The 23,481-nt window shown below is 68.3% G+C and carries 21 protein-coding genes; 14 read left to right on the top strand and 7 right to left on the bottom strand.

Going from position 1 to position 23,481, the window contains the following annotated elements:
• The first annotated feature begins 8 nt into the window (after positions 1–8).
• From VSR71_RS32565 to VSR71_RS32545, 5 genes are all read left to right on the top strand, one after another.
• On the top strand, positions 9–1,040 hold the full coding sequence (locus tag VSR71_RS32565) for a branched-chain amino acid ABC transporter permease (protein ID WP_342917680.1): 1,032 nt from the start codon (positions 9–11) through the stop codon (positions 1,038–1,040).
• Positions 1,033–1,797 carry an ABC transporter ATP-binding protein gene (locus tag VSR71_RS32560; RefSeq protein ID WP_342917679.1) on the top strand — a complete coding sequence of 255 codons (765 nt, stop codon included), beginning with the start codon at positions 1,033–1,035 and terminating at the stop codon, positions 1,795–1,797. The genes VSR71_RS32565 and VSR71_RS32560 overlap by 8 nt, the downstream gene beginning before the upstream one ends.
• Positions 1,784–2,491, top strand: a complete 708-nt coding sequence (locus VSR71_RS32555; RefSeq protein ID WP_342917678.1) for an ABC transporter ATP-binding protein — start codon at positions 1,784–1,786, stop codon at positions 2,489–2,491. The genes VSR71_RS32560 and VSR71_RS32555 overlap by 14 nt, the downstream gene beginning before the upstream one ends.
• 219 nt (positions 2,492–2,710) lie before the next feature.
• Complete coding sequence (locus tag VSR71_RS32550) at positions 2,711–3,883, top strand: ABC transporter substrate-binding protein (protein WP_342917677.1); 1,173 nt, start codon at positions 2,711–2,713, stop codon at positions 3,881–3,883.
• Positions 3,884–3,999: 116 nt separating this feature from the next.
• The gene (locus VSR71_RS32545; RefSeq protein ID WP_342917676.1) at positions 4,000–4,470 is read left to right on the top strand and encodes a DUF1801 domain-containing protein; all 471 of its coding nucleotides are present in this window, start codon (positions 4,000–4,002) and stop codon (positions 4,468–4,470) included.
• Positions 4,471–4,487: 17 nt separating this feature from the next.
• On the opposite strand, the gene VSR71_RS32540 is transcribed toward VSR71_RS32545, so the two are convergent.
• The 3 genes from VSR71_RS32540 to VSR71_RS32530 all read right to left on the bottom strand — a co-directional run bounded on the left by VSR71_RS32540 (position 4,488) and on the right by VSR71_RS32530 (position 9,711).
• Complete coding sequence (locus VSR71_RS32540) at positions 4,488–5,084, bottom strand: J domain-containing protein (RefSeq protein ID WP_342917675.1); 597 nt, start codon at positions 5,082–5,084, stop codon at positions 4,488–4,490.
• 70 nt (positions 5,085–5,154) lie between these two features.
• Positions 5,155–8,094, bottom strand: a complete 2,940-nt coding sequence (locus tag VSR71_RS32535) for a DUF6600 domain-containing protein (RefSeq protein ID WP_342917674.1) — start codon at positions 8,092–8,094, stop codon at positions 5,155–5,157.
• A 288-nt stretch (positions 8,095–8,382) separates the two neighbouring features.
• Positions 8,383–9,711: a bifunctional diguanylate cyclase/phosphodiesterase gene (locus tag VSR71_RS32530; RefSeq protein ID WP_342917705.1), complete on the bottom strand. Its 1,329-nt coding sequence runs from the start codon at positions 9,709–9,711 to the stop codon at positions 8,383–8,385.
• Between the two features lie 331 nt (positions 9,712–10,042).
• Between VSR71_RS32530 and VSR71_RS32525 the strand changes: the two genes are divergently transcribed.
• The 9 genes from VSR71_RS32525 (at position 10,043) to VSR71_RS32485 (ending at position 20,362) form a co-directional block, all read left to right on the top strand.
• A complete protein-coding gene (locus VSR71_RS32525) occupies positions 10,043–11,659 on the top strand; it encodes a methyl-accepting chemotaxis protein (protein ID WP_342917673.1) in 1,617 nt (538 codons plus the stop codon).
• Between the two features lie 65 nt (positions 11,660–11,724).
• Complete coding sequence (locus VSR71_RS32520) at positions 11,725–12,198, top strand: chemotaxis protein CheW (protein WP_342917672.1); 474 nt, start codon at positions 11,725–11,727, stop codon at positions 12,196–12,198.
• Positions 12,195–13,469 (top strand): CheR family methyltransferase, encoded by a 1,275-nt coding sequence (locus VSR71_RS32515; RefSeq protein ID WP_342917671.1) that lies wholly within the window; start codon positions 12,195–12,197, stop codon positions 13,467–13,469. Before VSR71_RS32520 ends, VSR71_RS32515 begins: the two co-directional genes overlap by 4 nt.
• Positions 13,462–14,208 (top strand): chemotaxis protein CheW, encoded by a 747-nt coding sequence (locus VSR71_RS32510; protein ID WP_342917670.1) that lies wholly within the window; start codon positions 13,462–13,464, stop codon positions 14,206–14,208. Before VSR71_RS32515 ends, VSR71_RS32510 begins: the two co-directional genes overlap by 8 nt.
• A complete protein-coding gene (locus tag VSR71_RS32505; RefSeq protein WP_342917669.1) occupies positions 14,205–16,520 on the top strand; it encodes a hybrid sensor histidine kinase/response regulator in 2,316 nt (771 codons plus the stop codon). The genes VSR71_RS32510 and VSR71_RS32505 overlap by 4 nt, the downstream gene beginning before the upstream one ends.
• Positions 16,517–17,548: a chemotaxis response regulator protein-glutamate methylesterase gene (locus VSR71_RS32500; RefSeq protein ID WP_342917668.1), complete on the top strand. Its 1,032-nt coding sequence runs from the start codon at positions 16,517–16,519 to the stop codon at positions 17,546–17,548. Before VSR71_RS32505 ends, VSR71_RS32500 begins: the two co-directional genes overlap by 4 nt.
• A 67-nt stretch (positions 17,549–17,615) precedes the next feature.
• Positions 17,616–18,632 carry a diguanylate cyclase gene (locus tag VSR71_RS32495; RefSeq protein WP_342917667.1) on the top strand — a complete coding sequence of 339 codons (1,017 nt, stop codon included), beginning with the start codon at positions 17,616–17,618 and terminating at the stop codon, positions 18,630–18,632.
• A 379-nt stretch (positions 18,633–19,011) separates the two neighbouring features.
• Positions 19,012–19,791 carry a DUF4397 domain-containing protein gene (locus VSR71_RS32490; RefSeq protein ID WP_342917666.1) on the top strand — a complete coding sequence of 260 codons (780 nt, stop codon included), beginning with the start codon at positions 19,012–19,014 and terminating at the stop codon, positions 19,789–19,791.
• A 202-nt stretch (positions 19,792–19,993) separates the two neighbouring features.
• Complete coding sequence (locus VSR71_RS32485) at positions 19,994–20,362, top strand: VOC family protein (RefSeq protein WP_342917665.1); 369 nt, start codon at positions 19,994–19,996, stop codon at positions 20,360–20,362.
• Between the two features lie 3 nt (positions 20,363–20,365).
• Here the strand turns inward: VSR71_RS32485 and VSR71_RS32480 are convergent, their stop codons facing one another.
• The 4 genes from VSR71_RS32480 to VSR71_RS32465 all read right to left on the bottom strand — a co-directional run.
• The gene (locus VSR71_RS32480) at positions 20,366–20,674 is read right to left on the bottom strand and encodes a transcriptional regulator (protein WP_342917664.1); all 309 of its coding nucleotides are present in this window, start codon (positions 20,672–20,674) and stop codon (positions 20,366–20,368) included.
• 217 nt (positions 20,675–20,891) lie between these two features.
• Complete coding sequence (locus VSR71_RS32475; protein ID WP_342917663.1) at positions 20,892–22,394, bottom strand: tripartite tricarboxylate transporter permease; 1,503 nt, start codon at positions 22,392–22,394, stop codon at positions 20,892–20,894.
• Between the two features lie 11 nt (positions 22,395–22,405).
• Entirely contained in the window at positions 22,406–22,867 is a 462-nt protein-coding gene (locus VSR71_RS32470) for a tripartite tricarboxylate transporter TctB family protein (RefSeq protein WP_209755666.1), read from the bottom strand.
• 434 nt (positions 22,868–23,301) lie between these two features.
• Positions 23,302–23,481: hypothetical protein (locus VSR71_RS32465; RefSeq protein ID WP_342917662.1), on the bottom strand; the 180-nt coding region annotated here is incomplete at its 5' end.

The raw sequence follows: 23,481 nt of genomic DNA, 5'->3' as shown, positions 1-23,481 counted from the left end.
AGTACGACATGAAAGCACTGCAAGGAAAGACCGGCTGGATGCTGCTGCTGGCCCTGGCCATCGCGTTCCCGCTGATCACGCCCAACAGCTACTACCTGACCGTGATGACGCTGGCCTTCATCTACGCCATCGCCACGCTCGGCCTCAACCTGATCACCGGCTACACCGGCCAGCTCAACCTCGCGCACGGCGGCTTCATGGCCATCGGCGCCTACACGCTGGGCATCCTGACCGTGGATCACCAGGTGCCGTTCTGGCTCGCCTTTATGCTGGCCGGCGTGGTCTGCATGGTGCTGGGCTACGTGGTCGGCGTGGTATCGCTGCGGCTGAAGGGCCATTACTTCTCGATCTTCACCATGTGCATCGGCTACATCATCTACCTGGTGATCGAGAAGTGGGAAAGCCTGACGCACGGCACCGTGGGGCTGATCGGCATCCCGGTGCCGGCGGCGATCGGGCCGCTCGCGTTCGACAGCGTGCAGGCGCAGTACTACCTGGTGCTGTTCTTCCTGGCGGTGGGTACGTTCCTGATGCACCGGATCGTCACCTCGCTGCTGGGCCGCAGCTTCATGGCCGTGCGCAACAGCGATGCGCTGGCGGAAGCGCTGGGCATCAACCTGATGCGCACCAAGGTGCTGTCGTTCGTGCTGTCGGTGGGCTATGCCGGTTTTGCCGGCGCACTGTACGCCGGCCAGGTGCGCTTCCTGGGTCCGGACATTGCCCGCACCGACCTGACCTTCGACATGGTGATGTCGATGCTGGTGGGCGGCATCGGCACCCTCTTCGGGCCGCTGCTGGGCGCGGTGCTGGTGCCGTGGATCACGCAGTCGCTGCAGTTCATGCAGGACTACCGCATGCTGGTGTTCGGCCCGGTGCTGATCCTGCTGATCATCTTCGTGCCGGACGGCATCGTGGGTTCGTACCTGAAGAAGCAGGCGCGCAAGGCCGCCGCCGCACGCCGCGGCAAGCAGGCACAGCCCGCTGCCGCCAGCAACACCGCTTCTGTCCCGACTACCCGCGCCGGAGCCGACCATGCTTGAGATCCGCAACCTGACCAAGAAATTCGGCGGCCTGACCGCGGTGCACGATGTGTCGGTGACCTTCGAGCAGGGCCACGTCAACGCCATCATCGGCCCCAACGGCGCCGGCAAGACCACCTTCTTCAACCTGGTCGCGGGCACGCATGCGCCCTCTTCCGGGCAGATCCTGTTCAAGGGCCAGGATGTGGCCGGCCTGCGCGCCGACCAGATCGCGCGCCTGGGCGTGGCGCGCACCTTCCAGGCGACCGCGCTGTTCGACCGCGCCACGGTGCTGGACAACCTGATCGTGGGCCACCGGCTGCGCACGCGCGCCGGGCTGGGCGACGTGCTGTTCAACACGCGCCGGCTGCGCGACGAAGAGCGCCTGTGCCGCGACAAGGCCGAAGCCGCGCTCGACTTCGTCGGCCTGTCGCACCTGGCGCATGAAGTCGCCGCCGATATCACGCAGGAAGCGCGCAAGCGCGTGGCCTTTGCGCTGGCGCTGGCGACGGACCCGGAGCTGCTGCTGCTCGACGAGCCGGCGGGCGGCGTGAATCCCGAGGAAACCGTTGGCCTGGCCGAGCTGATCCGCAAGATGGTGCGCCATGGCAAGACGGTCTGCCTGATCGAACACAAGATGGACATGATCATGCGGCTGGCCGACAAGATCATGGTGCTGAACTACGGCGAGAAGATCGCCGAAGGCACGCCCGCGCAGATCCAGCAGGATCCGCATGTCATCGAGGCCTACCTGGGAGCCGACCATGTTGCAGCTTGAACGCGTCTCGCTGTCGTACGGCAGCTTCCGTGCCCTCGACAACATCACGCTGCATGCCGGTGCCGGTGAACTGGTGGTGCTGCTGGGCGCCAATGGTGCCGGCAAGAGTTCGATCTTCCTGGCGATGAGCGCGATCCATCGCATCAGCGGCGGCAGCATGCGCTTCGACGGGCGCGAGCTGTCGGGCATGAAACCGTCGCAGATCGTGCAGGCCGGGCTGGTGCATTGCCCGGAAGGCCGCAAGCTCTTTCCGGCGATGAGTGTGGAGAAGAACCTGGTGCTGGGAGCGTATGTGCATCGGCGCGACGGGGCGGGGATTCACAAGACGCTGGAGGAGGTCTATGAACTCTTCCCGATCCTGCGGCAGAAGAAGGACGACCCCGCAGGCTCGCTATCCGGCGGGCAGCAGCAGATGGTGGCGCTGGGGCGCGCGCTGATGAGCCGGCCGCGCGCGCTGCTGCTGGACGAGCCGTCGCTGGGGCTGGCGCCGCTGGTGGTCAAGCAGATGTTCGAGATCATCCAGCGCATCAACCGCGCGGGCACGACGGTGCTGCTCGCCGAGCAGAACGCTTATGCGGCGCTGGGGATTGCGCATCGCGCCTATGTGATCGAGAGCGGGCGGATCGTGATGGAGGGGGACAGGGATACGTTGCTGAGGGATGAGGGGATTCGGAAGGCGTATATCGGTGGTTAAGGCTCACAAGCCTCCACCAAGTCCGACTGTGTGCTCCCTCTCCCGCTTGCGGGAGAGGGTTGGGGTGAGGGCCGCCGTGGCAACGAAGTTGAGGCGTTGGCATAGCGACGTCCTGCCCTCACCCCCTGCCCCTCTCCCGCAAGCGGGAGAGGGGAGAAAACAAGCGGTCAATCACGGGCCGCAGACCAGACAAGCGTAGTACTTTCAGGAGACATCACAATGCAACGCAAATTCATGCGCCGTATCTTCCCGCTGGCCGCCACCGCCGTGGCCGCGATGCTGGCCTCGGGCGCCGCGCTGGCGCAGGAAGTCGTCAAGATCGGCTATACCGGCCCGCTGTCCGGCGGCGCCGCGCTGTATGGCAAGAACGTGCTGTCGGGCGTGCAAATGGCGGTGGATGAAATCAACGCCGCCGGGCTGGAAGTCAAGGGCAAGAAGGTCAAGCTGGAAGTGGTGGCGCTGGACGACAAATACTCGCCCGCCGAGGCCGCCATCAACGGCCGCCGGCTGGTGCAGCAGCACAAGACCGCAGCCATCTTCGTGCCGCATTCGGGCGGCATCTTCGCGCTGCAGGCCTTCAACGAGCAGGAGAAATTCCTGGTGATGGCCTATTCCAGCGTGCCGCGCATCACCGATGCCGGCAACAAGCTGACCATCCGCATCCCGCCGGCCTATACCGGCTATATCGAGCCGTTCATCAAGGCGCAGATGAAGCGCTATGGCAAGAACGTGGCGCTGACGCCGGCCGACCACGACTATGCCAAGGCCTGGGTGCAGGCTTTTGTGCCGGCCTGGGAATCGGCCGGCGGCAAGGTGGTGGCCAACAACCCGATGTCGTACACCAAGGCCACCGACTTCTACAGCGGCGTGTCGCGCGCCATCAGCGAGAAGCCGGACGTGATGTTCGTCGGCGGCCCGTCCGAGCCGACCGCGCTGGTGGTCAAGCAGGCGCGCGAACTGGGCTTCAAGGGCGGCTTTATCGTGATGGACCAGGCCAAGATGGACGAGATGGCCAAGGTCACCAACGGGCTGTCGATGCTGGAGGGCTCGATCGGCGTGCTGCCGCTGGTCAACGACAACCGCCCGGCGGCGCAGGCGTTCAATGCCAAGTACAAGAAGCTGCATGACGGACGCGATGCGACCACCGAGATGTCGCTGAACTACACCATGGTCTATGCGCTCGCCGGCGCCATGAAGCTGGCGGGCACCACCGGCGATGCCGCGGCGATCCGCGCAAAGATGCCTGACGCGGTAAAGGGGCTGGCCAAGGAGGTCAATCCCAATGAAGTGGATGGCATCGACGCCAAGGGCGGCTCGATGGCCGATACCGTGGTGGGCTGGGTGCAGAACGGCAAGATCTCGCAGGTGCGCCTGTCCGAGCTGGCCAAGTAAGGTGGCCAGACAGGCTGGCCTGAAAAGCCCGGCAGGCCACACGGCCTTGCCGGGCTTTTTCTTTTGGCAGGCAACCGATAGGATCCGGCTTACGCGTCTCAGTCGGAGGAAAGCCGATGGCCAGCCAGACACCAGGGAAGACGGCGAAAGTCGCACGCAAGGCCGCTGCCACGGACAGCGCCGGAAAGCCCCGCCTGCTCTCCGGCGGCAATCCCCAGATCGCCAAGGCGGACGGCGATGCCCCGGTGCAGGCCTACATCGCCGCCATGCCGGGCTGGAAAAGCAAAGCCGGCCGCCGCCTCGACGCGCTGATCGTGCGCCATGTCCCCGAGGTGCGCAAGGCAGTGCGCTGGAACTCGCCGTTCTATGGCGTCGAGGGCCAGGGCTGGTTCCTCAGCTTCCATTGCTTCACGAAATACATCAAGGTGGCGTTCTTCCGAGGCGCGGCGCTGAAGCCCTTGCCGCCCGGCGAGTCCAAGGATCCGGACACCCGCTATCTCGATATTTACGAGCAGGACGACATCGACGAGGAACAGCTGGGGAACTGGATCCGGCAGGCGTCGGCAATGCCTGGCTGGAGCCCATGACGCCCTTCGGCGCGCGGCTACGAGCGAACGCCGAACAGGCCGTGCCAGAACGAATCGAAGGCGCCGGGATGGCGCCTGTGGCGCTCCGGGGTGTCGTGGCCTGACGCCGCTGCTGCCGGCGCTTCCGCCGGTTGGGGCGCTTGCGCGGCAGCCGCGCTGGCGTGACGCGATGCCTGCAAGGCCGAAACGCTGTCGGCGATGCGAGCCGCCAGCTCCGCCTCGCAATCCCGGCCGAGCAGCACGCCAAACAGGACATCGCGGTTGTGGCCGTCATCGGCAAAGCGCATGGCGATGGTGACCATCTTCTCGTACTGTTCCTGCGCCGCGCGCTGGGCCTCGCGCTGCGCGGCGCGCTCCTGCTCTTCCTGTGCCTCCTGCTCCGCTTGCCAGCGCTGCATCTCGCGCTCGAATACCTCGTCGTAGATCTGGCGCTGTTCAGCGTCGGACAGGATCGCGTAGGCGTCGCGGATTTCCTGGAAGGCCGCGTGCGCCTCGGCCTCGCGGCCGAGGTTACGGTCCGGGTGCCATTTCATTGCGGCGCGCCGGTACGCCTTCTTGATCTCGTCAAGGGTGGCGTCAGTTTGCACGCCTAGTGTCGTGTAGAGGGTCGTCATGGGGCGATGGGGCGCTGCTGGGCTGGTGTTCATGCTAGCACGGGGCGCCGACCCATCGGGGGCGTTGCGGCTACTGGCGCCGGTCGCCGTCGCGGTTTTGTGCCTCCATCTGCCCACGGTCGTGCCGGGCGCGCTGCTGCTGCTGTTGCTGTTGCTGGCGCTGCTGCTCCATCTGCTGGCGCTGGCGGTCCTGCATCTGCCGCTGCTGTTCCTGCTGGTGGCGCTGCTGCTCCTGCATCGCCCGCTGCTGCTCCTGCTGGTGGCGCTGCTGCTCCTGCATCGCCCGCTGCTGCTCCTGCATCTGCCGCTGCTGCGCCTGCGCGGCGCGTTGCTGCTGCTCTGCCTGCTGGCGCTGCATGGCCTGCTGGCGTTGCTGCTCCTGCATCTGCCGTTGCTGTTCCTGCGCCTGCCGGTGCTGTTCCTGCATCTGGCGCTGCTGTTCCATCTGCTGACGCTGGGCGGCCTGCGCCTGCCGCTGCTGGGCTTCCTGCGCCTGGCGCTGCTGTGCCTCTTGCATCTGACGCTGCTGCTCGAAGCGCTGGCGCTGCATCTCCTGCCCCTGCCGCTGCTGCTCGGCCATCTGGCGCTGACGCTCCACCTGCTGACGCTGCTGCTCGGCGGCCTGGCGCTGCTGGTCCATCTGCTGGCGCTGGGCGTCCTGAGCCTGGCGCTGCTGCTCCATCTGCTGGCGCTGCGCGTCCTGAGCCTGGCGCTGCTGCTCCATCTGCTGGCGCTGCTGGGCCTCGTGCGCCTGGCGCTGGCGGCCTTCCTGCATCTGGCGCTGCTGGGCGTCCTGGGCCTGGCGCTGCTGCGCCTCCTGCATCTGGCGTTGCTGCTCGAAGCGCTGGCGCTGCATTTCCTGCGATTGCCGCGCCGGATCGGGGCGATCCTGCCCGTCTGCCCACTGGCGTTGCTGCGCGCGCTGCTGGTCCCGCTGCTGGTCCTGCTGGCGGCGCTCCATCGCTTCCTGCTGCTGGCGCTGCAGTTCGCGCGCCTGCTGCTGTTCGCGGCCTTGCTGGCCTTGCCACTGGCGCTGCTGGTCCTGCTGGCGGCGATCCATCGCTTCCTGCTGCTGCCGCTGCAGTTCGCGCGCCTGCTGCTGTTCGCGGCCCGGCTGGCCTTGCCACTGACGCGATTGCTCCTGCTGGCGACGATCCATCGCTTCCTGTTGCTGCCGCTGCAGTTCGCGCGCCTCCTGCTGTTCGCGCTGCATGGCCTGCGCCTGGCGCTGCGCATCGGGCTGGCCGGCAAAGCCGCGCCCGTCGTCGGGGCGCGAGCCCTGCCCACGGCCATTGCCACGCCAGCCGTCCGGACCCTGAGCCGGGTCCGGGCGACCGGCGCGCGGCTGCTGCTCGCGCGCGGCAAGGGCTGCCTGGCTCATGCGCACGTCCGGCATGGGCTGCGCCTCGCGCCCCGCGCGCCCGGGGCGTCCCGGCCGTGGCTCAGAGCTGCCGCGCCATGCAGGACCCGCCCCCGGGACGACACCGCCCTCGCGGGCGAAGCGTCGAGCCAGGTCGTCGGTAGCCGGCCGTCCCGGCGGGTGCGCCGCGATCGCCTGGCGCTCGAAGCCGGGGCGCGCCTGCGGCGGCAGCTGCCGCACGGGCGCGGCGCCGACCAGGCTGTTCTTGACCGGCGCCACCGGCGGGCCTCCGCGTGCCTCGCCGGCCGGCAGGTTGCGCCATTCGGCGCGGTGCATGCCGCGCACCGGGCGACCCTCGACGAAATTGCGCGCCGGCATGCCGGTGATAGCGCCAGGCACGTTGCGGTTGGCATACGGCGCGGGCCGCCCGCGGTCGCCCATCACAATGTTGTTGACGGTGACGCGGTTGATGCGCGCGACATAGCTGGGACTGGCGCGGTACGCCGGCCGGTAGGCATCGCGCGGACCCAGCGGGTACCACGCCACGCCGGGACCGCCGCCCACATGCACGCTGCTCCAGCTGTGTCCACCACCGCCGCCACCGACAAAGGCGACCACGGCCGGCGAATAGCACGGCCGCACACGCGGGCCCGGCACCCAGCCCCAGCGCGTGCCCACGTAGGCCCAGCGCCCATAGTGCGACGGAGCGAAGCCCCATGGAGCGTCGTCGATCCAGGTCCAGCCCCACGGCGCAATCCACGCCCAGTGGCCGACGCTGTAGGGTGCCCAGCCGGCGCTGACGACGCGCGGGAACCAGACCGCGCCGTAGGCCGGTTCTTCCTGCCAGTCGCCGTAGTCGTCCAGCGCCGCGTAGCCGGGCATTTCGCGCGGCAGGTAGCGCGCCGACGGCGACGCGTCTTCGCGCGCGTCGCGTGCCGCGGTCCAGCGGTCGAAGCTGTCTTCGGCAACGGGACCGCCGCCGGCGTCGGCCAGGTCGGTGCCGGCAAAGCGCATGCGATCGCCGCGCTGCAGCTCGATCGAGCGGCTGTCGCCATAGACCACGGCGCTGCCATGCCGCATCGTCACCGTGGTGGTGCTGCCGTCCGGGGCCACGTCGAGCCGGTAGTCGCCCGGCTCGCGCGGCACGAAGGCCAGGTTGGGGGTATCGATCTCGACGGTCTGGTCCTGCGGCAGCGCGCGCACGCGCACCTGCAGCGTGCCCTGCGTCAGCTTGACCTGCGTGGTGTCGTCGTCCAGGTTCAGGATGCTGGCCGCGGTGGCGCCGCCCATGCGCATGGCGACGTTGCCGGCATGCAGCTCGGCGCGGCCGCCGGCGTCCATCCACAGCCGGTCGCCGGTCGTGACCGGGCGGTTCAAGCCAGTGGCGGCCCACTGGTCCGAGCCAGCCGGCGCAAAGCTCAGGTTGCCGTCGACCGCGGTGAGCGTGGCAATGCGCGCGGACGGGTCGGCCTGCGCGACCGAGGCATCGACCACCGGCGCGTCCAGGTAGGGCTGGCCGGGTGCCGGCACCTGGGCCAGTGCAGCAGCCGCCACCGCCAGGGCCGCCGCGGCGGCGAGCGCGGTCAGGGCAAGCCGGCGCGGGCCGGCAGCAGCCGGGCGGGGATCTTGGGGGTGAACGGAATCTGGCATGGACTCATGCGTAAAAAAAGCCAATGGCGGCGCGCCATCCAATTGTCACCATACATTGCCCGGACCGTCGGTGGCATGGCCGGGCCGTCGCACTTTGTAAGCTTGTATTTCGCCATGCGGCAAGGGCGCGCGGCGGGTAAACGGGCACGAGGCAGGCGCGGCGCGGGCGGGCGGGCAGCTGGCGCCCGCCAGGGGGTGCGCAAGGGCGCGGCGGCCGTCAAAGGTGGAAACAACTCTTGGGCAAATCGGGCCGGCAAGCCGCTGCCGGTGCGCGCGGCCGGGCGGCGGCTAGCCGCCTTGCTGCTGGCGCAGCAGTTCGGTCAGCCGGTCGGCCGGCATCGGCCGGCCGTACAGGTAGCCTTGGGCCTCGTGGCAGTCGTTGGCCAGCAGGAAGTCGCGCTGCTCGGGGGTCTCGACGCCCTCGGCGACCACGCCGATGCGCAGGCTCTTGCCCACGTTGATCACCGAGCGCACGATCGCGGCGTCGACCGGATCCTGGGTGACATTGCGGATAAAGGACTGGTCGATCTTGAGCCGGTCGACCGGGAACGACTTGAGGAAGCTCAGCGACGCATAGCCGGTGCCGAAATCGTCGCAGGTCAGCGTCACGCCGTCGCGGCGCAGCGCCTGCAGCTGGTCCGCGACCTCGTCGCCCTGCTGCAGCGCGATGGTCTCGGTGATCTCGATTTCCAGGCAATCGGGCGCCAGCTCCAGCGCGCGCAGCACGTGGCGCACCTCGGTCAGCAGGCGGCTTTCGGACAGTTGCGCGGCGAACAGGTTGATGGCGACGCGGGGCGGCTGCGCAAATGCCAGCGACCACGCGCGCGCCTGCGCGCACGCGGTCTGCAGCAGCCACATGCCGACGTCGCTGGCAATGCTGCTGGCAGCCAGCGCGTCGATAAACAGTGCCGGCACGACCAGGCCGCGGGTCGGATGACGCCAGCGCATCAGCGCCTCGGCGCCGCGGATGCGGCCGTCGCGCAGGTCGACCTGCGGCTGGTACAGCAACTCGAACTGGCGCTGCGCGTAGGCTTCGTGCAGGGCCTGGACCAGCGACAGCCGCGCGGTCACGTCCGAGCGCATCTGCGGCTTGAAGAAGCGGATGGTGCGGCCGCCGTCGTGCTTGGCACGGGCCAGCGCCAGGCTGGCGGCGGCGAGTACGTCGGAGCCTAGTTCGCCGGCGGCGGGGATCACGCACGCGCCGATGCTGGCCAGCACATGGTGGCGGCGCCCGGCGTGCTCATGCGGGGAAGACAGCATTGACAGGATCGCCGCGCCGACATGCCGGACCAGCGTGGGATCGGAAATGGAAGGCAGCAGCACGCCGAACTCATCGCTGCCGATACGGCCGATGGTGGCATCGCGCGGCGATGCATCGCGCAGGCGCCGCGCCACACGCTGCAGGATGATGTCGCCCTCGACATGCCCATGCATATCGTTGAAGGCACGGAAATCGTCGATGCCGATCAGCAGCAATGCGCAGCGGGGCACCGCCTCAGCCTGCAGGCGCGCCTCCAGCCGCTTCAGAAACCCCTGGCGATTGTCAACGCCGGTCAGCGGATCGAGATCCGAGCCTGGCGAGGCACCAGCCGCCTTCGCGCCGGACTTGGCCACCATCCCTGCCCCATCTGTAATTGTCGACATTGTTACCCGCTAGCAATTTAGCAAGTGTGACGAAAACTTGGAAAAAATCAAGAAGTTCCCGCCGGCAGCCGTAACCCCAATGCGGCAATGCAACGCTGGCGAGCCTGCCGCGCTGTTGCGCGTTGAATCGGCTTGCGGCTTACAGTACCCTACCGCGCACCAGGGCCGTGCTGGCCTCCGCTCCGACAGACAGCCGCCGGACAGCCGCCCTGGACGCGGCGATGCGGGCAACGGCCGCCCCCGGTAGTCTTGCGCTCCATCGCCCTGCTCATCCCTGAACAAGAACATAACCGGGACCTTCACCGTGAACGCTTGGACCATCCGCAACCGAATCCTGGCCAGCTTTTCCATGATCCTGCTGGTCATGGCCCTGATGGGCGTGGTCGCCTATACGCGGATGAATGCGATCGAGCGCGAGACCGCGCTGATGCTGCATGACGCGCTGCCCGGGCTGAACTACAGCACCGGTATCCGCGGTGTCTGGGGCGAACGCTACGTGCTCGCCTGGCAGACCATCAATGCCTCGAACGATGCCGAGCGTCGCGGTTTCCAGGAGCAGGGCAAGGACGCGGTCGCGCGCCTGGACAAGCTGGAGCAGCAGTACGAGACCTCGATCACGCGCAGCGAAGACCGCGTCGCGTTCCAGGCTTACCGCGACCTGCGCGCCCAGTATGAACAGGCCGCACAGGTACTGGCCCAGCCCGGCGACTGGAACGGCGCGGCCGCGGTAGCGGCGCTGCGCGGCACCGTGCACGATCGCTGGATCGCCGCGCGCAAGGCAGCCCAGCACCTGGTCGACGACAACAGCGCGGTCAATTCGCGCGCCGCGCGCGGCATCGACGACGCCGTCAACGCCGCCAAGATCGGCATCGAGGCCGCGCTGATCGTCGCGCTGCTGGTGGCCGTGGTGTGCGGCTACCTGTTGCTGCGCGCGATCACCGTGCCGATGCAGTCGATCGTCGGCCTGCTCACCGGCATCCGCGGGGGCGACCTGCGCCTGCGCATGGCGCTGCGCCGCAAGGACGAGTTCCAGGAGGTCGAGGAAGGTTTCAACCAGATGACCGGCGAGCTGACCTCGCTGGTGGGCCAGGCCCAGCGCACCGCGATCCAGGTCACCACCTCGGTCAACGAGATCGCCGCCACCGCGCGCCAGCAGCAGGCCACCGCCACCGAGACCGCCGCCACCACCACGCAGATCGGCGCCACCTCGCGCGAGATCTCGGCCACCGCGCGCGACCTGGTGCGCACCATCCATGAGGTGTCCAGCGCCGCCGAGCAGGCGGCCGGGCTGGCCGGTACCGGACAGGTGGGCCTGTCGCGCATGGAAGGAACCATGCAGCACGTGATGGAAGCCGCAGGCTCGGTCAACGGCAAGCTCGCCACGCTGAATGAAAAGGCCGGCAACATCAACCAGGTGGTGACCACCATCGCCAAGGTGGCCGACCAGACCAACCTGCTGTCGCTCAATGCCGCGATCGAAGCCGAGAAGGCCGGCGAGTACGGCCGCGGCTTCTCGGTGGTGGCCACCGAGATCCGCCGCCTGGCCGACCAGACCGCGGTGGCCACCTACGACATCGAGCAGATGGTGCGCGAGATCCAGTCGGCCGTTGCCGCCGGCGTGATGGGCATGGACAAGTTCTCGGAGGAAGTGCGCCGCGGCATGTCGGAGGTGACGCAGGTGGGCGACCAGCTGTCGCAGATCATCGCGCAGGTGCAATCGCTGGCGCCACGCGTGGTGATGGTCAGCGAGGGCATGCAGGCGCAGGCCGGCGGCGCCGAGCAGATCAACCAGGCGCTGATGCAGCTGTCGGAAGCCGCCCAGCAGACGGTCGAATCGCTGCGCCAGTCAGGCCAGGCCATCGACGAGCTGACGCTGGTCGCCAACGACCTGCGCAGCGGCGTCTCGCGCTTCAAGGTCTAGGCGGCCGCGTCGGACGGCCACGCGGCCTTTGCCATGCTGCCTTTGCCATGCTTCGCCTCGCGCCCATGAAGCTATTCCTGCTGTTCCGCCTTGGCGCCGACCACTACGCCCTGGATGCGGCCGAGGTCGCCGAGGTGCTGCCGCTGACGCGCCTGAAGCAGGTACCCGGCGCGCCCGCATGGGTGGCCGGCATGATGGAGCGCCGCGGCCAGCCGGTGCCGGTGATAGACCTGCCCGCGCTTGCGACCGGCGTGCCGGCGGCGCTGCGCACCAGCACGCGCACGGTGCTGGTCCATTACCGCCATCGCGGCACCGGGGCGCCGCGGCTGCTCGGCCTGCGGCTCGAGTCCGCCACGCAGATGCTGCGCTGCCCGGCCGAATCCTTCGTCGATGGCGGCATCGCGGGCGCCAGCCCGCGCTACCTGGGGCCGGTGCGCCAGGACGCGCGCGGCCTGGTGCAGTGGGTGCGCATCGACGCCCTGCTGCCAGATGAAATCCATGCGATGCTGTTCGCCGACACGTCCGGAGACCCCGCATGAGCACTGCCACGCACATCGAGGCCCTGCTCAAGGCCCGCATTGGCCTGGACGCCGATGCCATCGGCAGCGGCGCGGTGGAACGCGCGGTGCGCGAGCGCAGCCAGGCGGTGCAGGCGGCGGATACGCAGGCGTACTGGAACCTGCTGCACGGCACCGCCGGCGAGTTCCAGGCGCTGATCGAGGCCGTGGTGGTGCCCGAGACCTGGTTCTTCCGGCATCGCGAAGCGCTGCTGGCGCTGGGCCGCTTTGCCGCCGAGCGCGTCTTTGCCGACGGCACGCGCATGCTGCGCGTGCTCAGCCTGCCGTGCTCCACCGGCGAAGAACCCTATTCGATCGCCATGGCCCTGCTCGATGCCGGCATGCCGGCGGCGCGCTTCCGCATCGACGCCGTCGACATCAGCGCCCGTGCGCTGGCGCGCGCGCGCCAGGGCGAGTATGGCGCCAATGCCTTCCGCGGCGGCCCGCTGGATTTCCGCGACCGCTATTTCACGGCCGGCCCCGCCGGCTACGCGCTGGACCCGCGTGTGCGCGCGCAGGTGCGGCTGCTGCAGGGCAACCTGGTCGATCCCAACCTGCTCGCCGGCGAACCGCCCTATGACTTCGTGTTCTGCCGCAATCTGCTGATCTATTTCGATGCTCCCGACCAGCGGCGCGCGGTGCAGACGCTGGCGCGGCTGACGATGGCCGACGGCCTGCTTTTCGTCGGCCCGGCCGAGGCCAGCGTGATGAGCGCGCAGGGGCTGGTGCCGGTCGGCCTGCCGCTGACCTTTGCCTTCCGCAAACCCTCGCCGCGCGCCGCACCGGCAGCGATCGCGCACCCGCCGCAGGTGGCAAGGATGGCTGCGCCGCCGCGCCTGCCACGCTCGCCGGTGCCGGCCAGGCCAGTGCCCGCGAGGCCAGCCCCCGCGGCCGGCGCGCCGGCCGCTGCCGTCATGCCCGGCCATGCGCACGCCGGCGAACTGGCCCGCATCGCCGGCATGGCCGACCGTGGCGAACTGGAGGCCGCTGCCGCCGCCTGCCAGGCACTGCTCGACCGTATCGGCACCGATGCCGGCGCCGCCGGCGCCTGGTGCATGCACGGCGTGCTGCACGACGCCGCCGGCCGCACCGCGCAGGCGCACGCCGCCTACCGCAAGGCGCTGTACCTGGACCCGGCGCACCAGGAGAGCCTGTACCACCTGGCCGCGCTGCTCGACACCGAAGGCGACCACGACGGCGCCATGCGCCTGCGCCAGCGCGCACAGCGCCACACCCGCAAGCACCATGGCTGAACCGCAAGGCATCTTCCACGGCATCTCCGCGCCCACGGTGGCGGTGGACGACTGCTGGCGCCGCATCGGCGTGCGCGGCGACGGCTCCTGCCCGGCGCTGGCCGAGCATGCGCACTGCCGCAACTGTCCGACGTACGCGCAAGCCGCGGCCATGCTGCTGGACGCGCAGCAGCTGGACCAGCTCGCCGATGCACTGCCCGATGCGGCAACCCTTGCCGCGGAAGCAGACAACCCTTATGCCGGGGGCGGCACGGCGCTGTCGTGCCTGGTCTTCCGCGTCGGCGAGGAATGGCTGGCGCTGCCGACCGCTGCGCTGGGCGAAGTCACCGCTCCGTGTCCGGTGCATACGCTGCCGCACCGTCGCGATGCCGCCGTGCTGGGCCTGGCGGCCGTGCGCGGCAACCTGCTGGTGTGCCTGTCGCTGGCACGGCTGTTCGGCACTGGCGGCTCCACGCCCGCGCCGCCCACGCCGCCCACGCTGCCCAACAAGGGCGACGCCGGCGAGGCGGCCGGAAGCCGCTTCCTGATCCTCGGCCAGGGCCGCGCCGCGCTCGCGCTGCCGGTGGCCGAAGTCTCCGGCGTGGTGCGCGTACCGGGACCCGCGCTGCAGCCGCTGCCGGCCACGCTGGGCCGCGCGTCGGCACGCTACACGCAAGCGCTGTTCCTGGACCATGGCCGCAGCATCGGCCTGCTCGACGCGGCCCTGCTGCGCCAGGCGCTGGCGCGGAGCCTGGCATGAACCCCGAACAGTTGCGCGACGCCTCGCTGCTCGAGCTGTTCGCGCTCGAGGCCGAGTCGCAGGCCGAGATCCTCAACGCCGGGCTGCTGGCGCTGGAGCGCAACCCGGCCGCCGCCGAGCACCTGGAGGCGTGCATGCGCGCGGCGCATTCGCTCAAGGGCGCGGCGCGCATTGTCGGGCTCGATGCCGGCGTGCGCATGGCGCACGCGATGGAAGACTGCCTGGTCGCAGCGCAAGGCGGCATGCCGCTGACGGCCGCGCATATCGACGCGCTGCTGCAGGGCACCGACCTGCTGCTGCGCATCGGCCATCCGCCCGGCGGCGATCCGGGCTGGGCCGACGGTGCCGGCCGCGCCGAGATCGACGCGGTGGTGCAGCGGCTGGGCACGCTGGATGGCGGTCCGGCCTCGCCGCCCTCCGCGGCTGCGCCGGCGGCTCCGCTGGCCGCGCTCCCGGCAGGGCTGGCAGACGATGCGCCCGCCGTACCGCCAGCACCAGCCGCGCCCGTCCCGCAGCCGCAGGCAGCGGCACCACAGCCAACCGCTGCCGGCGAGCCGCAGGAGCGCATGCTGCGCGTCAGCGCCGATGCCCTCGACCAGCTGCTGGCCCTTTCCGGCGAGGCCATGGTCGAGTCGCACTGGCTGCGGCCATTCGGCCAGTCGCTGCAGAAGGCCAGGCGCCAGCAGGCGCGCGCGCTGCGCGCCGCCGATGCGCTGCAGGACGCGCTGCAGGACGCCCTCGCGGACAACGCCGGCGCGCGCACGGCGCTGGCCGAATTGCGCCAGCTGCTCGACGACGGCCATGGCGCGCTGTCGCGGCGGGCCGATGAATTCGACCAGTACGACCACCGCGCCACGCGCCTTGCGCGCCGGCTCTACGACAGCGCGCTGGGCTCGCGCATGCGCCCGCTCGCGGATGGCCTGACCGGCTACGCGCGCATGGTCCGCGACCTGGGGCGCACGCTCGGCAAGTCCGTGCACCTGGAACTGGTCGGCGCCGGCACGCAGGTCGACCGCGACATCCTGGAAGCGCTCGATGCCCCGCTCGCCCACTTGCTGCGCAACGCGGTGGACCACGGCATCGAGCCGCCCGCGGTGCGCCAGGCACAGGGCAAGCCCGCCGAAGGCCGGGTCACGCTGCAGGCCCGCCACAACGCCGGCCGGCTAGTGATCGAGATCTTCGACGACGGCGCCGGAGTCGACCTGGACGCATTGCGCCACGCGATCGTGCGGCGCAACCTGGCCTCGGAAGAGACCGCGACGCGGCTGTCGCAGGCGGAGCTGCTCGATTTCCTGCTGCTGCCCGGCTTCAGCATGCGCGACAAGGTATCGGAAGTGTCCGGCCGCGGCGTAGGCCTCGACGCGGTCCAGGAAATGGTGCGGCGCGTGCGCGGCAGCCTGCGCCTGACGCAGCAGCGCGGGCAGGGCCTGCACTTCCACCTCGAGCTGCCGCTGACGCTGTCGGTGGTGCGCACGCTGCTGGTGGAAGTCGCGGGCGAGGCCTATGCCTTCCCGCTCGGACACGTGCTGCGCGCCGCCGCGGTCGGGCGCGCGCAGATCGAGCAGACCGAAGGCCACCAGCATTTCCGCCATGAGGGCCGTGCCATCGGACTGGTCAGCGCGGCGCAGGTGATGCAGCGGCCGGAGAGCCATGCGCACGAGCGCGACGACGTGCAGGTGATCATCGTCGGCGAGGGCGAGCGCACCTACGGCATCGCGGTCGACCGCATGCTGGGCGAGCGGCTGCTGGTGGTGCAGCCCTTGCCCGCGGCGCTGGGCAAGGTGAAGGACATCGCCGCCGGCAGCCTGACCGACGACGGCACGCCGGTGCTGATCTTCGACGTGGAGGACCTGCTGCGCTCGGTCGAGAAGCTGGTCTCCGAAGGCCGCATCGAAGTCGTGCGCCACGCCGCCGAAGCCAGCGTGCAAGCGCGCGCGCGACGCGTGCTGGTGGTCGACGACTCGCTCACCGTGCGCGAGCTGCAGCGCAAGCTGCTGGCCGGGCGCGGCTACGATGTCGCGGTGGCGGTCGATGGCATGGACGGCTGGAACGTGCTGCGCGCCGAGCCCTTCGACCTGGTCATCACCGATATCGACATGCCGCGCATGGACGGCATCGAGCTGGTGAGCAGGATCCGCCATGACGCCGCGCTGCGCCAGCTGCCGGTGATGGTGGTCTCGTACAAGGACCGCGAGCAGGACCGCCAGCGCGGCCTGGAAGCCGGCGCGGACTACTATCTGGCGAAAGGCAGTTTCCACGACGCCGCGCTGCTCGACGCGGTGCAGGACCTGATCGGCGAGGCACGCTCATGAAAGTCGGCATTGTCAACGACTCCCCGCTCGCGGTCGCCGCGCTGCGGCGGGCCATCGCGCTGGACCCGGCCTTCGAGCTCGACTGGGTTGCCGTCGACGGCGAACAGGCCGTGCAGATGGCCGCGGCCCGCACGCCGGACCTGATCCTGATGGACCTGCTGATGCCGGTGATGGACGGCGTGGAAGCCACGCGCCGGATCATGGCGGCCACGCCCTGCGCGATCGTGGTGGTCACCATGGATCTCGGCCGCAATGCCGCGCAGGTCTTCGACGCGATGGGACACGGCGCCATCGACGCGGTCGATACGCCCACGCTGACAGAAGCCGATGCACAGCTCGCTGCCGGACCGCTGCTGCGCAAGATGCGCAATATCGGCCGGCTGCTGGCTGGCCGCGTGGCCCCGCAGCACAAGCTGCAAGCCGCGCCGCGCGCCGTCGCAGCGCCGCGCCTGGTGGCGATCGGCGCCTCCGCCGGCGGCCCGGCTGCGCTGGCGGCGCTGCTGGGCGCGCTGCCGGCCGACTTCGGCGCGGCAGTGGTGGCCGTGCAGCATGTCGACGAGGCCTTTGCCGCCGGCATGGCCGACTGGCTCGCCGGACAATGCGCGCTGCCGGTGCGCATCGCCCGCGCCGGCGACACGCCGCATGCCGGCACGGTGCTGCTGGCCGGCACCAATGACCACCTGCGCCTGGCCAGCCCGACGCGCATGGTCTATACCGAACAACCGTGCGACTACCTGTACCGGCCCTCCATCGACGTTTTTTTTGAAAGCGTGGTCGAACACTGGCGCGGCGACGTGGTCGGCGTGCTGCTGACCGGCATGGGCCGCGACGGCGCGCTCGGCCTGAAGGCGATGCACGACCGCGGCTTCCTGACGATCGCACAGGACCGCGCCACCAGCGCCGTGTACGGCATGCCGAAGGCGGCGGCCGCGCTCGGCGCGGCCGCCGAGATCCTGCCGCTGGGCCGCATCGCGCCGCGGCTGGTGCAGGCGTGCGGGCGCACCGGCCTGGCCGCGCCGCTGCCGTGAGCACCGCCATACTGAGAGAACACGTCCGGGCCAGTGCCCGGAAGCGCAACACCCCCAGGATCACAGCATGAACTCCCAACACCCTGCCCTCGCCTCTAACACACCGGAATACCAGGTCATGGTGCTGCTGGTGGACGACCAGGCCATGGTCGGCGAAGCGGTACGCCGTGCGCTGTCCACCGAGCCCGACATCGATTTCCACTATTGCTCGCTGCCCGACGAAGCCGTCGCCGTGGCGCAGCGCACCAGGCCCACGGTGATCCTGCAGGACCTGGTCATGCCGGGCGTCGACGGCCTGACGCTGGTCCGCCATTACCGCGAGAATGCCGCCACGCGCGATATCCCGATCATCGTGCTGTCGACCAAGGAAGAGGCCTCGATGAAGAGCGCGGCTTTTGCCGCCGGCGCCAACGACTACCTGGTCAAGCTGCCCGACACCATCGAGCTGATCGCGCGCATCCGCTACCACTCGCGCTCGTACCTGAACCTGCTGCAGCGCGACGAAGCCTACCGTGCGCTGCGGCAAAGCCAGCAGCAGCTGCTCGAGACCAACCTGGAGCTGCAGCGGCTAACCAACTCGGACGGGCTCACCGGGCTGTCCAACCGCCGCTACTTCGACGAATACCTTGGCGCGGAATGGCGCCGCGCGCAGCGCGAGCAGACGCAGCTGGCGCTGGTGATGATCGATGTCGACGCCTTCAAGGCCTACAACGATACCTACGGCCACGTCGCCGGCGACGATGTGCTGCGGCGCGTGGCCGCGGTACTCAAGGACAACTGCACGCGGGCGTCGGACCTGCCCGCGCGCTTCGGCGGCGAAGAGTTTGCGATGGTGCTGCCGGGAACGTCGCCCGGCGGCGTGCGGCTGCTGGCCGAGAAAGTGCGGCGCGCGGTGCAGGACCTTGCCATCGCCCACAGCGGCTCGCCCACCAGCAGCTGCGTGACCGTCAGCATCGGCGGCGCACTGCTGGTGCCGCAGGCCGGCGAGCCGGCGAGCCGGCTGGTGGAAGTCGCCGATGCGGGGCTGTACCAGGCCAAGCGCAACGGGCGCAACCAGGTCATGATGTCGTTGCCGCAGGGATGAGCCCGATCGCGCCAAAACCATTGCCTTAGTAACGGCGTCAATGGCGGCGACACGCCGGCTGCAACAACCGGTTACACAGTAATTGCCGCTGGCTCGCACACCGGCCGGCCGCCGCCAACCTATACCCGGTCACGCTTTACCGGATTTCGGACGCATTGTGGGCACCGTGTCTTGTCGGATTCCTCCGACAGGGAATTCGGAACCGCGCGCCTGTCTCGCACCACCCTTCATACCTATCGTTGCATCACGGCGGTTGCATCCCGGCACGCGCGCCCGCCGCGCCTGCAACCATGCAGAAAGCCAACTGGCCACGCCAGCGGCACACCCGCCGCGCGGCATGGGCCAGCTCGTCTCTGATTCCAACGGTAAGAGGTGACCCATGTTCCGATCCAAGACCAGTCTTATTCTCGGCCTCATGCTGGCCGCAACGGCAGTCCTGTCGGCCTGTGGCGGCGGCGATGACGGTATCGATGATCGCATCGGCCTGAGCAAGCCGAGCATCCGCGCGATCCATGCGATCACCGGCGGCCCCAACGTCGACATCCGTCAGAACGGCGTGCTGACCAGCTTCACCAACAAGCCGTACAAATTTGTCTCGACCTACTTCAACGTCGAGACCGGCAACCAGCTGATCTCGTTCAACACTGCCGGCACGCAGACCGAACTCGGCCGCGCCACCATTGTGGCCGCCACCGGCCACAAGTACACCGTGGTCGCACTGCCGGGCTCGACCGGTGCCGAAGTGCTGCAGATTGACGATCCGTTCGAAAAGGGCCTGCTGTCGAACAAGGCGCGCGTGCGCACGCTGAACGCTTCGTTCAATGCGCAGAACGTCGACTTCTACCTGACCATGCCGGCGATCGACATCAATTCGGTCAGCCCGAACTTCAGCAACGTGGGCTACAAGCAGGCCTCGCCGGCTTCCGGATCCGACTCGGTCGACATGGACGGCGGCACCTATCGCCTGCGTATTACCACGGCGGGTACCAAGACCGTGATCTTTGATTCGGGCACGCTGACGCTGGCCAACAACGCCGACTGGCTGATCACCACCATTCCGACTGACGGCATCGGCGCGACCGTGCCGAACAAGATCAAGGTGCTGGTGGCACGCGGCGATGACGAATCGCAGGCCGGCCTGGAGCTGGTATCGCAATAACGCGAACAAGCATGAGATCCTGCCGTGCCAGGCGCACGGGCGGGCGCCGCAGGCCGGTCCACTGGACCGGCCTGTTTTTCTTTCAGGCGACGTTCAGCCGCCAAAACCTGTACGCTACCGGTGTGGCAAGCGCATCGCGAGCATGTCCGTCGCGGCATGCCAACGCGCTGGTCCCTGCACACAGCTTTGGGAGATTGCGGACATGGCTATCCAGCTCAATCACACCATCGTGTTTTCCCATGACAAGAAGGTCTCGGCGGACTTTCTCTGCGAGATCCTGGGGCGTCCCGCGGCAGTGCCGTTCGGGCCATTTCTCGCCGTCCGGCTAGACAACAGCGTCACCCTGGACTTCATGGACGCCGAGGGCGATGTTGCCCTGCAGCACTATGCCTTCCTGCTGAGCGACGCCGAGTTCGACCAGAGCTTTGCCCGCATCCGTGCGCGCAACCTGATGTACTGGGCTGACCCATACCGCCGCCGGCCGGAAGAGGTCAACACCGACGATGGCGGCCGCCGGGTCTATTTCGAGGACCCGAGCAAGCATTTCCTGGAGATCTTTACCAGGGAATGACCCTCAGGCCTGCTCGCCCTCGTCCGGCGCCAACTCCGCCTTCAGCACCGCAAGGTGCGAGATGTACTGCTCCAGTTCGGCTCGCCCGCGCTCCGTGATGCAGTACACGCGGCCGCTGCCTTCGACCAGTTCGGCGGTAATGGCACGCGCCATCATCAGGCTGCGCAGCACCGGCCGCAGCGAGCGGATGTTCTTGTCGATGCCCCGTTCGCGCAGGCGTTCGACCAGGCTCAGCACCGTCGACGGACTCGACTGCACCAGCTTGAGGACGTAGATACGTGAAAAAAAACGGTCAAGGGTTGGCGGTTTCATGGGCGCTGTCGGCGCACCCGATGGTGCGGGAATCCTGATCATCATGCGCGGCCCATGACTGCTGCCGCAGTCGGGCACTCTCTTGTCGTGATGACGGGCCGTGCGGCAAGGGCCAAAGAAAAACGGGGTGCACAGAGGCACCCCGAACGCTTGCGTTGTGATGCGCCGCCGGGGGTGAACCGTTCCGACGGCGCATTCCCGGGGAGCACCCGCGGCGCTATTCTTCCTGGAAGGCCTCTTCGCGCTTGGCCTTGATCGACGGCAGCGCCACCACTGCCACCAGTGCGGCAGCCGCGATCAGCAGCCCGACCGACAGCGGGCGCGTCACGAACACGGTGAAGTCACCACGCGACAGCAGCAGCGAGCGGCGGAAGTTCTCTTCCATCATCGGCCCCAGCACGAAGCCCAGCAGCAGCGGCGCGGGCTCGCACTTGAGCTTCAGGAACAGGTAGCCGATGATGCCGAAGCCGGCAGCCATGAACACGTCGAAGGTCTGGTTGTTGACCGAGTAGACGCCGATGCAGCAGAACGTCAGGATAGCCGGGTACAGGAAGCGATACGGCACGGTCAGCAGCTTCACCCAGATACCGATCATCGGCAGATTCAGGATGATCAGCATCAGGTTGCCGATCCACATCGAGGCGATCAGGCCCCAGAACAGCGCCGGGTTGCTGGTCATCACCTGCGGACCGGGCTGGATGTTGTGGATCGTCATCGCGCCCACCATCAGCGCCATCACCGCGTTGGGCGGGATGCCCAGCGTCAGCAGCGGGATGAACGAGGTCTGCGCCGCGGCGTTGTTGGCCGATTCCGGACCGGCCACGCCTTCGATCGCGCCCTTGCCGAACTCGTGCGCAAACTTGGAGGTCTTCTTCTCCAGCGAGTAGGCCGCGAACGATGCCAGCGCCGCACCGCCGCCAGGCAGGATGCCCAGCGCCGAGCCCAGCGCCGTGCCGCGCAGCACCGCGGGAATCATGCGCCTGAAGTCGTCCCTGGTCGGGAACAGGTTGGTGACCTTGTTGGTGAAGGTTTCGCGGGCTTCCTTCTGTTCCAGGTTGGCAATGATTTCCGCGAAGCCGAACATGCCCATGGCCAGTGCCACGAAGTCGATGCCGTCGGTCAGCTCCGGCACGTCGAACGAAAAGCGTGCGGCGCCCGAATTCACGTCGGTACCGATCAGGCCCAGCAGCAGGCCCAGCACGATCATCGAGATCGCCTTGGGCAGCGAGCCCGAAGCCAGCACCACGGCACCGATCAGGCCCAGCACCATCAGCGAGAAGTACTCGGCGGGACCGAACTTGAATGCGATTTCCGACAGCGGCGTGGCAAACGCGGCCAGGATCAGCGTGGCCACGCAACCGGCGAAGAACGAACCCAGGCCGGCGGTGGCCAGGGCCACCCCCGCTCGTCCTCGTCTTGCCATCTGGTAGCCGTCAATGGTTGTCACCACCGACGACGATTCGCCCGGCAGGTTAACCAGGATGGCGGTGGTCGAACCGCCGTACTGGGCGCCGTAGTAGATGCCGGCCAGCATGATCAGCGCGGCCACCGGCGGCAGCGTGTAGGTGATCGGCAGCAGCATCGCGATGGTGGCCAGCGGCCCCAGGCCCGGCAGCACGCCGATCAGCGTACCCAGCACGCAGCCGAGGAAGGCGTAGGCCAGGTTCTGCAGCGACAGGGCCGTGGAAAAGCCCAGCGCAAGATGGTCAAACAATTCCATGGTGTGACTCCTCAGGTAGCCAGGAAAGCCGGCCACACCGGCATCTGCAGGTTGATGCCGTAGACGAAGGCACCGAGGCTGATCAGCACCAGCACTACGCCGTTGAGCAAGGCGCCCTTCCAGCTGAACTCATGGCTAGCCATCGACGACACCAGCACCAGCACGAACACCGACAGCACCATGCCGAGCGGCTTGAGCAGCAGGCCGAACAGCACGACCGAACCCAGGATCCACAGCAGGGTCTTCAGGTCCCAACGGGCAAGGTGGTCTTCCTCGCCCCTGGACGAGAGCGAGCCCAGCAGCACTACCGCGCCCAGCACGGCGAGCACCAGGCCCAGCAGGAAGGGGAAATATCCGGGTCCCATCTTCGCCGCCGTTCCCATGGAATAGCCGCGTGCGACCCAGGAAAAGCCCAGACCGACCAGGATAAACATCAGGCCGGAGGCAAAGTCCTTTTGGCTGCGTATGCGCAAAACGATTCTCCTCGAAGTTCATGAAATGCGAGGCCGGGAGGTTGCGCTGGCTCTGGTGCAACGTGGCATGCCAGGGGCATGTTCCCGACGGTTGGATCGAACCTTAAAGAGGTGATCTTTCAGCGGCCTTTCATCTGTCCTGGTTTACGGGTATTTACCGATGTGGCTTGAAATAAGGGGTTTTTTGACGGAATGAGTTGTTCAATACATCATGATGTGATGTATTTGTTCGCATTGCTGTTCACATGGGAAATTGTGGCTGGCGCAGGCGGTATGAGGGTGCTTTTGGCCTGGCGAATAAGACGGCGCGCGCGCTTGCGTCAGGGCAAGGCGCGGCCGTTAAGACGCGCTTGATTGTGCGAGCGCGTGTGCTGGGAGGGAGTGCCAGCGGTGGCAGGATGACAGGGTGATCTTTCGAATGGCTTTCAAGGGGATTATTTTCTTTTGGCGTTGCGGCTTGGCATCTGGCGGATATTTGATATGCCCGGGTTCCGCCCTGAAGGGCGGGTAACTTTTTGTCCGAGCGACAAAAAGTCACCAAAAAGCGCGTTTACGGCCCTGCGGGCGGCCACTCTTATCGTAGTGTGCCGGGGTTTTCGTACGGGGCTTTGCTT

Origin of the sequence: Cupriavidus oxalaticus (assembly GCF_038900635.1) — a bacterium.
Lineage (GTDB): Bacteria > Pseudomonadota > Gammaproteobacteria > Burkholderiales > Burkholderiaceae > Cupriavidus > Cupriavidus oxalaticus_B.
Note: the sequence above shows the minus strand (reverse complement) of the source record. Positions and strands in the feature narration are given on the sequence as shown.